Origin of the sequence: Bacillus sp. FDAARGOS_527, assembly GCF_003812125.1 — a bacterium.
GTDB lineage: Bacteria > Bacillota > Bacilli > Bacillales > Bacillaceae_G > Bacillus_A > Bacillus_A paranthracis.
Genome location: NZ_CP033795.1, coordinates 2,408,539 through 2,422,285, shown reverse-complemented (window position 1 = coordinate 2,422,285; position 13,747 = coordinate 2,408,539). Strand labels below are relative to the sequence as shown.

The window sequence follows — 13,747 nt, the reverse complement described above, 5'->3', positions numbered from 1 at the left end:
GTTAATCCTCCTAAAATAATTCTTATCTATATATTACCAAAAATAATAGGTAACTGGATATTAAATATTTGTAGATTTTAGTAGAATGTAATTTTTTTATGTTAACTAATTATTGGTTATTTATAAAATAGAAAAACCACCCAAACGAGGGTGGTTCGTATTACAAATAATTACTTAAAGAAGAAAGCGGAACCTTCACCTCACTACCTTCCTTCATATTCCGCAGCATAGCGGTTTCTGTACTAAGTTCTTCTTCCCCAATAATAAGCACATAAGGGATATTCTCTTTATTGGCATAATTAAGGGCACGTTTTAATTTGCGTCCTGCTAGTTCGAGTTCAATTTTTATGGAAGTGGTAGAACGTAATTGCTGGGCGATTTGTAAGCATTGCAATTCTGTCCCGAGCGGGATGATAAATACATCCGCTGTAGATGATATCGTTTCTTTCTGCGCTAGTGCTGTATAAATAACGTCTAAACCGAATGAAATACCGACTGTTGGATAGTTCATATTATCACCGCGGAAAGCCCCAATAATATTATCGTATCGCCCTCCGCTACCGATGCTAGATGTAATTGATCCATCTTTTAAAAAGATTTCATATACGGTACCTGTATACATTGTGAGTCCTCGCGCTAAAAACGGATTAAATATAGCATTTTCATTTATTCCAAGAGCGATTAAATATTGCTGTAATTGTTGTAATTCGTTTACTCCATCGGCAACGAGTGGATTATTGAAAGCTTCTTTAAAGTCAGCAATTGTAAGCTTTAGACAAGATAAAACAGTATTACATATCGTATCAGCCAGTTCTTCAGTAATTCCGCGCTCTAATACATCTTTTCGTACACCATCAATCCCAATCTTTTCGATTTTGTCTAATGATAAAATGACGTCACTTGTTAATTCAGTAGGGATGTTAATGGCCTGAAGAATACCATTTAACAATTTGCGGTTATTATATTGGATCGTTACTTCTAAGTTTAACGTTCGGAACAGCTCAAACGCCATACTCATAAGTTCAGCTTCTGCCATGACAGACTCAACACCGACTATATCAACGTCGCATTGTATAAACTCACGAAATCTCCCTTGTTTAATAGGGCCATCTCGAAATACTTTCCCAATTTCATACCGTTTAAAAGGAAGGCGGATGTTCGGATTCATTGCCACAACTTTTGCGAATGGAATGGTTAAATCGTAGCGTAAGGCAAGGTCGCGTTTTCCTTGATCTTGAAGTGTATATATTTCTTTTAATATTTCATCACCACCGCCGTACTTGTATGACATAAGCTCATACATATTTAACGTTGGTGTCTCTAACGGTTTACAGCCATAACGTTCAAACGTATCCTCACACGCTCTTTTAATTTTATTTCGCAGCACTTGTTCCTCTGGTAAATAGTCTTTCGTTCCTTTTACATTTCTCATTTCCATCATAATCACTCCTTTTTAAATTAAAAAAAGCTATGCAGGTATAAAAATACCCACATAGCTTTATGAACGCTTCGTGGGTCAACAGGAAAAGCCCTGTACCCACGAAGAAAAATTTTTCTTCGGATACACGGCGTTACGTATGATGATGAAGTTGGAAAGAAGTATTAAAATTTTGCATTACAAATCTCTCCTTAACATAAGTTTTTCCAAATTATATCAGATGATTTTTGAATTATCAATATTTTTAGTTTTGAAAAATACGTGAAGGTATGTAGGAGAAATGGAAAAGGGTGTATAATAAAACTTAATAATATGAAATAACCGTTTAAGGAGATCACTATGAAAAAAGATAAAACAAATGCGATGCGAATATTAGATAAAGAGAAAATTGAATATTCGATGATGTCATATAATCCAGACGATGGGAAAATTGATGGCGTATCAGTAGCCGAGAAAATTGGACGAGAAGTGAGAGAAGTATATAAAACGTTAATCGCTCAAGGGAATAGTAAAAATTATCATGTGTTTATTATTCCGGTGGATGAGGAACTAAATTTAAAAGCTGCGGCAAAAGCGGTAAGTGAAAAGAAAATTGAAATGATTCCTGTAAAAGATATTACGAAAGTGTCAGGATATATTCGCGGCGGTTGTTCACCAGTCGGAATGAAAAAGTTATTTTCTACATGTATCGATGAAAGTGCCCAATCACTTGAAACGATGATTGTAAGTGGCGGGAAAATTGGTATACAAATTGAGCTGAAAGTGGATGACTTGGCGAAAGTGACGAGAGCGCAGTTTGGTGAGGTAACGAAATAAATATACATAGGGAAAGAAGTTCTAGTTTAGATAAACATTTATAGGATAATTAGTCCATTATGGGGCTGATTATCCCTTTTATTTACATACCTATATTAAAATGAATAAAGATTGAATATTCAGTTCGAAATAGACTGTAATATGAATCATTTGTTTGGATTTGGGAGGAGGACAAAGGCTCGGTGTGAGGACCTTAAATAAACAAGAGTTACTCTTAAAGATAGCTAAAGGACTGGAGAGTGTTTTAATGAGGGTTCAAGAAATACCCATAAGAAAGCATATATTGGGGATGCTAGTATTTTTGAAAAACCCCACGCATAAGAGTATGCAAGATTTTATACAGTTTTTTGGCTAATCGAGTAACAAACAAGAACCATAAAACGATACCAGAATAGGAATGTATAGAATATGTATAGATTCATAGAACTAAAAAAGAAGGTTCCCTTGTGAGAGCAGGGTTCTCCTTTTTCCATGCTACTGATAATGGTGCGTTATGTCAACCTGACATGAATGGAATATACATCCAATTTTTACAACAAATCAATTATTCTAAATGATACAATGAAGAAAAAAAGGGGGTACTATTTTGAGAATAGTTGAAGTTGTCACACATAATGAGGAATGGTCAAAAATGTTCAAGGAAGAAGCAACAGAAATAAACACTATCTTTGGCAATGAAATTATAAATATTCACCATATTGGAAGTACAGCAATCCAAAATATTAAAGCTAAACCTATAATCGATATATTGATTGAAGTAAAAGTACTAGAACAAGTCGATGAATTTATAAACGGTATGGAACAAATTGGTTATGAATACAAAGGTGAATTTGGAATAGTGGGAAGAAGATTTTTTATCAAAGGTGGAGATAATAGGAGCCACCATGTTCATATTTTCGAGACAGGAAACGAAGAAATAATACGTCACCTAGCATTTAGAGATTATATGATTGCTCATCCTGAAGAAGCACAACAATATAGCAATTTAAAACAAACGTTGGCTAAAAAATTCCCGATAAATATTGAAAAGTATATAGAGGGCAAAAATGATTATATAAAAGAAATAGATAATAGAGCTAAGAATTGGATGAAATTAAAACACAGATATAATATCTAAAAGGCATTTTTTCAAAGCACTATACTATATTTCTTTAAGCACTACAGACACAACTTTATTATTCATGAACATAATTCTCGTTAGCTGACTTCCGCTTTCGAAAATTATGGTGCGACAAGAAGTCGCATTCCCACAGGGTAGCTTCTGCTACTAGATTAGATGCAAAGTCTATCTCCATCCGAAACTGCGGACTTGGTAACGGGCTCGTGGGTTGCATGAGGAAATGTGGAAACAGAGAGTCTGTACATGACTCGGAATACCGCTAGGAGAAGACAGGTACGGTGAACGAGAGTGAAGGCTCGTAAGCTTCGTAATCGTTAGCTTGGGATAATGTACAGCTCTACCCAGGTCTTGATAAGAGGAAAGGCATTCTCATAATACTGCCGCGTTGCATCCCGCAACTTATCCGGAGTAAAGAGTCCACCTAACCCTGTCGTATCTGTGGAATGTGAAACTTGGTAAGCCCTATGTCATCTGCGCAAGCAGTAGGATGACTGTAAAGTCAAACGATGTGGCAGAGGGTAAAGGATATAAGAGAAAGCAAAAGCCGCTAGCCGAAAGGAAACAGGAAAGCATAGAAATATGTATAACTGAGCGGATATTGTCGTCCTTACGGACAAACCCATGACAAGCCTGAAAGGGAGCCCACTTCTTATAGGTCTTCAACATGGAAATACATTTGTAAGTTATCTTCTGACGAATAGGAGCGTGCAGTTATGAACACCTCAGAACGAGCGTCGGCGCACGTCTCGTATACAAACTGGAAAGCAGTTCAGATGTATGTGACGAAGTTACGACAAAGAATTTACCGTGCCGAACAGTTACAGCAACAAAGAAAGGTAAGAAAACTTCAACGCTTACTCATGAGAAGCGAAGCAAACTTACTGTTATCAATTAGACGAGTAACACAGCAGAATAAAGGAAAGCGAACAGCAGGTGTTGATGAACATACAGCCTTGAGTCGCAGAGAAAGAAATCTTCTCTATGAGCAACTCAAAAAGTTAAATACGCTACAACACCGACCAAAACCAGCAAAACGTATATACATTGTGAAGAAAAACGGAAAATTGCGACCGTTGGGCATCCCAACTATAAAGGATAGGGTATATCAAAATATAGTGCGAAATGCCCTTGAACCACAGTGGGAAGCCAGATTTGAAGCTATTTCTTACGGGTTTCGTCCTAAGCGAAGTACCCATGATGCCATACGAAGCATTTTCAATAGAATCAACGGGGGCACAAAGAAGAAATGGATATTTGAAGGAGATTTTCAGGGCTGTTTTGATCATCTCAACCATGAGTGGATACTCAAACAAACTTCTTACTTCCCAGGAAGAAAACTATTGAAGCGATGGCTCAAGATGGGATACATGGAGCAAAGCTTTTTCGCGGAAACGCAAGAAGGTACTCCGCAAGGAGGAATTATCTCGCCACTTCTCGCTAACATTGCCCTTCATGGAATGGAAGAAACCTTGGGAATTACTTACAAGAAAAACTATAAAGCTAATGATAGTTATATTATGAATCCTGCTTGCAAATTTACCCTTATCCGTTACGCAGATGATTTTGTGGTCTTAACGGAGACAAAAGAACAAGCACTCTCTGTATATATGAGACTTCGTCCCTACTTAAAGGACAGGGGATTGGAATTAAGCCCTGAAAAGACGAAGGTTACACATATTGAGGAAGGATTTGAGTTCCTAGGATTCTTGATTCGGCAGTACCAAACTGAACAGGGGAATAAACTGTTCATCAAACCAAGTAAGGGCAGTAGACAGAAAGCGAAGAAGAAAATTGGAGATACTTTACGTGTCATGAGGGGTCAACCCATCGGAGAAATCATCCGAGTGCTTAATCCTATTATCAGAGGATACGGGCAATACTGGAAACATGTCGTTTCTAAGAAAATCTTTGGTACAATGGATAGCTATATCTATTGGAGAATCGGCAAACATCTTCGACAGCTCCATCCAAAGAAGTCGTGGAAATGGATATATGCAAGATATTACAGGCATCCACATCATGGTGGAAATGCTTGGACACCAACCTGCCCGAAAACAAATATCCAACTCTTACATATGTCATGGATTAAGATTGAGAGACACAACATGGTGAAATTCAAAAATAGTCCTGATGACCCAACATTGAAAGAATACTGGGAAAAAAGAGACCGTAAGGTATTTGATACGGAAAACACGATGGATAGAATGAAGCTGGCTAGAAAACAAGGTTACCGCTGCGCTATCTGCAAAACTCCACTACAAAACGGGGAAAAGGTAGTCGTAAAAGACATGCCTGTTCCGCAACACCTCATATTGTCTAATTTAAACTTAAAATTAGTTCACTTACCTTGCCTATACTAAAGGGACTGAAATCGGATAAAAAGAAGGCTTGAGCCGTATGATGGGAAACTGTCACGTACGGTTCTGAGGGGAGTTGGGGGCAGCGATGCCCCCCGCTTACCCGACTAAATAAGCTGTTCAATGGATTCCCATAGAAAACTATGGTGAGATGAAATGTTTAATTTTGCAGCACTTCAAACTCTTAGCTAGATGGCTATGTATCGGTACCCCACAATAAAAAGGCAGGGACATATCAAATATGTCCCTGCCTTTGATTTTAGAGACATGTTTCCTAACAGTTGATTTTGTTAACGAAAGTCGACTTCAAATCCATATTTTGTGTGAAATAAAAGCATATAATAAAAGTATGAGGTGATGATGTGAAGGAGATAAACATTCATAAAGTAATTGCTGATAAGAGAAAAGAAAAGGGAATTACGCAGGAAGAGTTAGCGGCGTATATCGGTATTACGAAGGCGTCTGTTTCCAAATGGGAGACGGGGCAGAGTTATCCGGATATTACATTTTTACCACTGTTAGCATCGTACTTTAATATAAGTATAGATGAACTAATCAGTTATACACCGCAAATGGAACAGGAAGATATTAAAGATTTATACCATAGACTAGCGGAAGCTTTTAGTGAAAAACCATTTGATGAAGTAATGATAGAGTGCAGGAAAATCATAAAAAAATATTATTCTTGTTTTCCATTATTAATTCAAATAGGAATACTTTTTATTAATCATCACATGTTAACGGAGGACACGGATAGAAGAATTGAAATTTTAGAAGAAGCAATGAATCTCTTTAGCAGGGTGCAGGAAGAAAGTGATGATGTTTCTCTTGTGAAAGAGGCGGTATCGTTTCAAGCAACTTGCTATCTTATACTCAATAAACCAAATGAAGTATTGCAATTGCTTGGCGGAACGATACGTCCTAACGTTCCAGAAGAGGATTTAATTGCCCAAGCATATCAAATACTTGGAAATGCTGAAAAGGCAAATGAAATAATGCAAATTAGCATGTATCAACATTTAATACAACTCGTTGCGACAATACCGAATTATGTAGTAGTAAATGCCTCAAGCGTTGAAAAAGTAGAGGTGATTTTGAATAGAGCTTTTATGTTAATAGATATATATGAAATAGAAACATTACATCCTAATATGACTTTAAAAGTATACTATGCTGCTGCGCAAGTATATTGTATGCAAGGCAATTTTGAAAGAGCCTTAAAAATGTTACGGAAATATGTAGCAGTTTGTGCGGCGAGCTTTACAGTAAATAGTCTACATTTACATGGAGATTCCTATTTTGATGCGATTGATGGATGGTTTGCAGAGTTTCCGCTCGGTGCTAAAACAGTTAGAAATGAAGAGATTATAAAGCGAAGTATGTTACAAAGTATTGCAGAGAATCCAGTTTTTGCTCCAATGAAAGATGTAAGAGAGTATAAAAATATAATAACGAGTTTGAAATTTAAATTGGATATAAAAGAATAGGGGGACAAAATGATGACTTTTGATGAATATGAAGTAGCGATCAATAGTGAGTTTACTTTGCAAGGTACACTCACTAAACCGAAAGCTGACGGGAAGTATGCGGCTGTTGTCATTATCGCAGGATCTGGAGAAATTGACCGTGATGGAACAATCGTACCGCTAAAGCTTGAGGCGAACATATATAAAGATTTAGCGCATGTAATGGCGAGACTTGGGGTAGTGACGCTCCGCTTTGATAAGCGCGGAGTAGGAAAGAGTGACGGAGAATTTCTAAAGACTGGAATGTGGGATTTAGTTAGTGATATAGAGTCTACGATTACGTATTTAAAAGAACAACCATTTGTTAATCCGGAAAATATCATTTTAGCTGGTCATAGTGAAGGTTGTATGTTAGCAACTGTAGTAAACGCAAGAACACCAGTAAATGGACTCATCCTTCTTACAGGAGCTGCGGAATCGTTAGAAGAAGCTACGAAAAGACAAAGAGAGATTGCTTATAAAGAATTAAAAGAACAAAAAGGAATAAAGGGAAAACTAATGCGCCTTCTCAATGTGGAGAAACGTGGAGAAAAGCAGATGGAAAAAATAAAAGAGAAAATGATGAATACAGAAAAAGATACGATTAAAGTTGGTTTTAAACCGATGAATGCAAAATGGTTTAGAGAGCATTTTCAGCATGACATTTATAAAGACTTACAACAAGTAACATGTCCAGTGCTAGCTATCGCTGGTGATAAAGATATTCAGGCTGACCCTGAAAGAGCTAAGCGGATCAGTGATTATGTGAAAGGTGATTCTGAAGTATATGTAATAAAAAATATGGATCATAGTTTGAAAGTTTTTGAAGGTGAGTTTAAAGCATTAGATTTTAAAAAGAATTATGAAGAAGGGGCAAGAAAGCCACTTCATCCAGAGCTGGAAGAAATAATTATAAATTGGCTGGAATCATATTTTATCCCCGGTAGTAGGACTCTTACATCAAAATTAGGTGAATATGAGGAAGATGGAAGGGAGAGTAACTGCCTGTAAAAGACAAACTGGTGTGGGGGAATGGTAGGTGTAAGTACTTCTGTAGTTTCAAACATATTCCCCTGAGTGTAGGTTCTATAAATACCCTATAAATAATCCAGGCTATTTAATATTAGGAGGAAGCCAACTATACACATAATCCATGATAGGGCTGATCCTGTACTATTAGCAATTTTCATTCGAAGCCTCTCGAGAGGTTTTTGCATCCACCGACCAAATAGGAGATAGAAGAGAAACAGCAGGAGAGAGGGCAGTACCATGATCAAGTTGTATCCCGCTAAAATAGAAGACCATTGTATCAAGGATAGATTAGAAGTAGTAAGTATGCCAATTGCTGCAAAATAAGGAAATGCAGTACCCACTTCAATTAATGTAGTAGTGAATCCTAGCGCGATCATTGAAAAAATGCTTTTTGATTTTGGTGAGGGGATCTCTGAATTTTTCTTTGGTGGAATATAAAAGCTTACGATGAATAATATGACGCCAATAATAAATAACAACCAGCTTACGATTCGATTTTGAAATAAGCCAGAAATAAATTTAAACAAAAAATCTAATCCTAACATGAGTGAAACGCCAACAGCAAAATAAAATCCTGCTACCGTCAATAAATAAACGAATAAACGTTTCGTGAGACGCTCTTTATCTGTTAAAAGTAGATATATTGTTACTCCTATTGTAGTAGGGCTTAGCGTGTCTAATATAGCTAATCCGCCTATTAGGAGAAGTTGCTCTGTACCCATTGTGCTTTCCTCCTTATTCCGGCTCAGGATTATTTTTTTTAGTCATAAAAATGGCATATGCCTCGTTCATAAACTGAAGCACATCTTGATCGATTGGATATAAACTAAGTTTCTCTGATTGTTCGGGAGCCATCCTTATCTCCCAAAGCTTATTTAGAAATTCATCCTCACCTTCAAATTCTTCTAAGCGTTTTTCCTCCATTCGTCTTATGATATTTTGAACTTTCGTTGCTTTTGGGCCATCCTTCATATAACGCTTTAACTGGCCGATGAGAGCAATCCATTCGAGTGAATCAGAACAGTCACTTGCCATTTTAGGAACCTTTTCCAATAGTTTTATTTCTTTTTCTTTAAATACAGATTCGCGATAATACTGTTGTATTTCTTTATCTTTGCTGGATAATTGCATGATTTTTTGAATCGCGATCCAGCTTTCTTCTCCCTCTAACGCAATTCCATTTATCATTTCTCGTAAGGATAATTCTATTTTCTTTAAATTTTTCTGCTCATTTATTACATAAGATAATTGGCTCTTTAAACTATCCGACCAATCCCACTCATTGAAGTCGAGCATATGTTTAATCTCTTGTAACGGAAATCCAACCTTTTTTAAAAATTGAACTTGCTGAAGTTTTTTTATTTCTTCATTTGTATATAAACGATGGCCACCCTCTGTTTTGGATGCTGGTTTTAATAATCCGATTTTATCGTAATAACGCAGTGTTCTTACTGTAACGCCTGTCAGTTCTGCAACTTTATTAATGTGTATCAACTGATAAACCTACCTTTCTATACGTTAAGGTTTTATCTTTAACGATTATTTTCTTATTTCACATCTATTCTTCTTTACTAAAAAGATTTTTAAGTAAGTAGCCTGCTCCTAATCCAATTAGCACACTAGGAAATGCATAATCTAATGTCAGTCCGATACCTGCACCTATAATGACACATCCATAAATAATAATATCGCCCTGTTTCATATGAAAACCTCCTATTTTTCTAATTTCTTTTATGAAATTGCTAAATAGTAGCTACTTAACAGTATATAAAATGACCCAACGTCAACTTCAAGTGTTTTTGATTATTATTAATACATTTATATAAACCTTTAAAGCGCCCTCTAACGGAAGATTTAATTTCAAAATATTTTGCGGGCTTATCGTTCCAAAATATTTATACTAAAATATATAATACGGGGGTGTGGTTAATGGGTAGAAAGATTAGTTTTAATAAAGAGCAAGCTTTAAATAAAGCTATGTATTTATTTTGGGAGAAAGGTCATAAGCCGAGCTACTCTCTACGATAGTTTTTGAGGTAAGGATGAACTATTTAAACTAGCTGTGGAACATTATAAAAACTTTGGTGCCTTAGCATACAAAATTCACGTATTGTTCTTGCTATCCTGAGGTGAAATGGGAGGGAATGTCTTTTGAGAAGCATGCCTGTAAAGTTATTTTTTAAATCAATCCTATTTTTTTTCTTATGCGGTATTGTTGTTTATTCTATATTTCAGATTATGTTTGTCTGGAGTGCTTCGACAGGATTAGGAAGGGATGATATAGTCGGATTTTCTGATAATAAGTATGTAATTGGTCGTCCACCTGTTAGCTATAATTTATATAAAAAAGATAGTGGGGAAACTATATTAGATAATGTTATTGGTTATAAAAAAGGAAAAACGAAAAGCTATGTTCGGAATGAAATCGAATTTGTAGTGATAAATGAGATAAAGGGTAGCTATGAATTGTATAAAATAGAAAAGGCTTCAGAAAAGGATATAGAACGGCTGAAAGAAATGCAGAAATTAGAATGAAAGAGACTATTTGAAGGATAAAAATGCTATTGGGTTGAAATAAAATTTAATAAAATACTAACTTCAGAATTTTTCATTTTTAACAAATTTAATTGGAATTTTACAAATGCACACATGTTATTGTTAAATCTGAAAAATGGTTTAGACTGATAACTGAGTTTTATTTCATGAAAAAAGTCAGCATAAAAATAAAGCATTAGGAGTTCAGTCCCATGTCTATCAAACTAATTAAAGTTTCTTTTCAGAGATAGAAAGGAAATGAAATCATGGAAAAATCAATAAAAAGTGAATTAATTGGAATGTTTATCTTTAATGAAACTTTACATACATATGAACAAAACGAAGGAAAAGTACATTGGGAATTGGATGTTAGAAATGAGCGTGTACATGTACATGAAATGATGAAAAGAGCAGAAAAGCTTTATACATGTTTAGAAGAATTTGATAAAAAAGCTAAGCTTGGTATAGCGGAAGAATTAATAGAGTATAAAAATGATTTTTGGCCTGAATATGATGAGAATGATGAACATTTAGATTGGGATGCTGTAGATGCAGGGGAATATGATATGACGAAAGAAACACTTGAGCAATCTATTACTCTTATGGACATTGTAATGAGAGAAAATGATATATATTGCGAATACAATGATGGAGGTGTATTTGGTGGCCATAGAATCCATGCTTCTTTTGACAATGAGTACAATTTATTAGCTGCAGAGATTTAGCTTTGAGAGATGCAAGTGAAAAGGATTGATTACTATAATCAATCCTTTTTTTCATTATTATAAGATAACGGTGAAATAATAGGGAGAAAGTTTCATAGTTTTAATACGGTCCCCACTCAATATTCACGCCAACAATAAGAAAAATAAGTCCAATAATAAACCAAATGAATGCAAGTGGAGCCATAAATCGAATCCATTTTCCATAAGAAATACCACTCGCTGCGAGAACGCCCATTAAAACACCGGAAGTTGGATTGAGGCAGTTCACTACACCTTCGCCGAGCATAACAGCTTGTACTGTAACTTGGCGTGTAATGTGCATGAAATCAGCTAACGGAGCTAATATCGGAATGAAAATAACAGATTCACCTGTACCGGATGAAATAAGGAAATGTAATGCGGCACTACTTACATACATACCGATAACGCCAAATACCGGGCTTTGTCCTTCGAGAGACTGTGCGAGTTGGTTAACGATTGTATCAAGTAATTTTCCTTGTTCTAAAATGACTGAAATACAACGAGCCATTCCGACGATCAAAGCACCGTATATGAGATTTTGGCAGCCTGCTAGAAAAGTAGAAGCGATATTGTTTGCTTTCATACCACCTATTATTCCTGCTGTAATTGCGATGAAAATAAAAGTAGCGGTCATTTCTGCGTCTGTCCAATGTAGACGAAAAGCGCCTATTAAAAATACAATTAAGGAAAAAGCTGAAACGAGTAAAATCAATTTGTGACGTATTGTCCAAGGAACTTCAGTTTTCTCTATTTCTTTCTCACTTGAAAGAGCATTACTTGGAAACCAGTTGTCGCCGAGTATGCTTCCTTTATTCGATTTCTTTAAGCGTTTTATATACCAATTAATATATAAAATGGTAGCGAGTAAAAAAGATATATAGATTGCTGTCCGTAAACCAATTCCCGAAAACATAGGAAGTTCTGCGATTTTTTGCGAAATGCCTAAAGGTGAGGGCGATAAAATAGTAGCATTAAAACCAGCATAAGTGCCTAAATAAATAATTGCTACGCCAACGATAGCGTCCCATTTTAATGTGCGTGCCACGATGATGCCGATAGGGATAAAGCCGATAACTGAGTTAACGATAATGCCAGTCGTTCCGAGAATGGAAAAGAGTGCGGCGACAATACATATGAAAAGTAATTGCTGATTACGAAATTTGTTAATAACATGATAGATTAAACCGTCAAGAGCACCTGTTTTTTCAAGAATTGCAATGGCACCGCCTGTAAATAAAATTAAGAAGATGATCGGAGCAGCAAGTGTCATTCCTTTTTCAATAGCAGTAAAAAAAGAAACAAACCCTACTGGCGATTGCGGAACAGAATGATAACTTCCTGGTATTGTCGTTGTAACAGTACCGTTTGTAACTCTTTTAAATTCTCCTGCAGGAACGAAATACGTAGCTATTGCACAAAGTAAGGCAATAAAAAATAGTAGTACGTACGCGTCAGGCATTTTAAACTTTCGTTTACTAGGCTGTTTTTTTACTTCAGTTTGTAATTGCATAAAACCCCTCCTTTTTTCACTTGGTTAATTTTTAATATTCTGAAATTTATCTGTAAAAAGATTATAATAAAGGTGGCTTCTTAAGGCAATAGTTTTTCTGTTCTTTTCCCGCACATACCAATTATTGCAACATTAGACAGGGAAACGAAAATAATCCAAGAATATGTTAAATAGAAAGTAAAAAGAAAAGAGGGAAAAAGATGTGGAAAACTACGGATCTATGTGATGAGTTTGAAAATGAATTACAAATATGTCGCCAGTCTTTTCGGTCTTTTGGGAAGAAAGAACAATTCCACGGGAAAATTGCAACGGTAAAAGTGAAGGATGATAATGTACTAGTGAAGGAAGGATTGCAAACATTACCAGAAGGAACGGTATTAGTTGTTGACGGTGGAGCCTCTACGAATTGTGCGTTACTCGGTGATAATTTGGCAGCTATTGCGGAGGAAAGAAAGCTGGCAGGAATTATTGTGAATGGATATGTTCGTGATTCTAGTGAACTAAAGAATATTAATATAGGTATTTTAGCGTTAGGGACGATGCCAAATAGAAGTGTAAAAGAAGGGAAAGGAGAACGAAATATTTCATTGCAATTTGGACAAGTAGAATGGAAGCCGGATGAATATGTGTATGTGGATGAAGATGGCGTCATTATTAGTGAAAAGAGTTTGCATCGTTAAAGGTTAGT

At 35.9% G+C, this 13,747-nt stretch carries 13 protein-coding genes and 1 pseudogene; 9 read left to right on the top strand and 5 right to left on the bottom strand.

Annotated features, from left to right (window positions below):
- Positions 1–160: 160 nt before the first annotated feature.
- Positions 161–1,438 carry a histidine--tRNA ligase gene (locus EGX95_RS15005; RefSeq protein ID WP_000425984.1) on the bottom strand — a complete coding sequence of 426 codons (1,278 nt, stop codon included), beginning with the start codon at positions 1,436–1,438 and terminating at the stop codon, positions 161–163.
- Between the two features lie 339 nt (positions 1,439–1,777).
- Between EGX95_RS15005 and ybaK the strand changes: the two genes are divergently transcribed.
- The 5 genes from ybaK to EGX95_RS14970 all read left to right on the top strand — a co-directional run bounded on the left by ybaK (position 1,778) and on the right by EGX95_RS14970 (position 8,247).
- Positions 1,778–2,254 carry a Cys-tRNA(Pro) deacylase gene (gene ybaK / locus EGX95_RS15000; RefSeq protein WP_000710882.1) on the top strand — a complete coding sequence of 159 codons (477 nt, stop codon included), beginning with the start codon at positions 1,778–1,780 and terminating at the stop codon, positions 2,252–2,254.
- Positions 2,255–2,840: 586 nt separating this feature from the next.
- Positions 2,841–3,371, top strand: a complete 531-nt coding sequence (locus tag EGX95_RS14995) for a GrpB family protein (protein ID WP_001223425.1) — start codon at positions 2,841–2,843, stop codon at positions 3,369–3,371.
- Between the two features lie 716 nt (positions 3,372–4,087).
- Positions 4,088–5,734 carry a group II intron reverse transcriptase/maturase gene (gene ltrA, locus EGX95_RS14985; RefSeq protein WP_001097732.1) on the top strand — a complete coding sequence of 549 codons (1,647 nt, stop codon included), beginning with the start codon at positions 4,088–4,090 and terminating at the stop codon, positions 5,732–5,734.
- A gap of 359 nt (positions 5,735–6,093) precedes the next feature.
- Entirely contained in the window at positions 6,094–7,218 is a 1,125-nt protein-coding gene (locus tag EGX95_RS14975) for a helix-turn-helix domain-containing protein (RefSeq protein ID WP_000659040.1), read from the top strand.
- 12 nt (positions 7,219–7,230) lie between these two features.
- Positions 7,231–8,247 (top strand): alpha/beta hydrolase family protein, encoded by a 1,017-nt coding sequence (locus EGX95_RS14970; RefSeq protein ID WP_000141803.1) that lies wholly within the window; start codon positions 7,231–7,233, stop codon positions 8,245–8,247.
- Between the two features lie 86 nt (positions 8,248–8,333).
- Here EGX95_RS14970 and EGX95_RS14965 read toward each other — a convergent pair whose 3' ends face one another.
- The 3 genes from EGX95_RS14965 to EGX95_RS30440 form a co-directional block, all read right to left on the bottom strand.
- Positions 8,334–8,990 (bottom strand): GAP family protein, encoded by a 657-nt coding sequence (locus EGX95_RS14965; RefSeq protein WP_000536411.1) that lies wholly within the window; start codon positions 8,988–8,990, stop codon positions 8,334–8,336.
- Positions 8,991–9,003: 13 nt separating this feature from the next.
- A complete protein-coding gene (locus EGX95_RS14960; protein WP_000581356.1) occupies positions 9,004–9,762 on the bottom strand; it encodes a MerR family transcriptional regulator in 759 nt (252 codons plus the stop codon).
- A 64-nt stretch (positions 9,763–9,826) separates the two neighbouring features.
- Positions 9,827–9,970 carry a hypothetical protein gene (locus EGX95_RS30440; RefSeq protein ID WP_000808930.1) on the bottom strand — a complete coding sequence of 48 codons (144 nt, stop codon included), beginning with the start codon at positions 9,968–9,970 and terminating at the stop codon, positions 9,827–9,829.
- A gap of 227 nt (positions 9,971–10,197) precedes the next feature.
- Between EGX95_RS30440 and EGX95_RS31140 the strand changes: the two are divergent.
- The 3 genes and pseudogenes from EGX95_RS31140 to EGX95_RS14945 all read left to right on the top strand — a co-directional run.
- Positions 10,198–10,300 (top strand): annotated as a pseudogene (locus EGX95_RS31140) (TetR/AcrR family transcriptional regulator); the annotation flags it as partial.
- Positions 10,301–10,428: 128 nt separating this feature from the next.
- Positions 10,429–10,803 (top strand): hypothetical protein, encoded by a 375-nt coding sequence (locus tag EGX95_RS14950; protein WP_012644490.1) that lies wholly within the window; start codon positions 10,429–10,431, stop codon positions 10,801–10,803.
- Positions 10,804–11,069: 266 nt separating this feature from the next.
- Positions 11,070–11,528 (top strand): DUF2262 domain-containing protein, encoded by a 459-nt coding sequence (locus tag EGX95_RS14945; protein ID WP_000415685.1) that lies wholly within the window; start codon positions 11,070–11,072, stop codon positions 11,526–11,528.
- Between the two features lie 100 nt (positions 11,529–11,628).
- Here EGX95_RS14945 and EGX95_RS14940 read toward each other — a convergent pair whose 3' ends face one another.
- A complete protein-coding gene (locus tag EGX95_RS14940; RefSeq protein ID WP_063246661.1) occupies positions 11,629–13,059 on the bottom strand; it encodes a YfcC family protein in 1,431 nt (476 codons plus the stop codon).
- Positions 13,060–13,259: 200 nt separating this feature from the next.
- Here EGX95_RS14940 and rraA point away from each other — a divergent pair, with 200 nt between their 5' ends.
- The gene (gene rraA, locus EGX95_RS14935; protein ID WP_000266059.1) at positions 13,260–13,739 is read left to right on the top strand and encodes a ribonuclease E activity regulator RraA; all 480 of its coding nucleotides are present in this window, start codon (positions 13,260–13,262) and stop codon (positions 13,737–13,739) included.
- Positions 13,740–13,747: the final 8 nt, after the last annotated feature.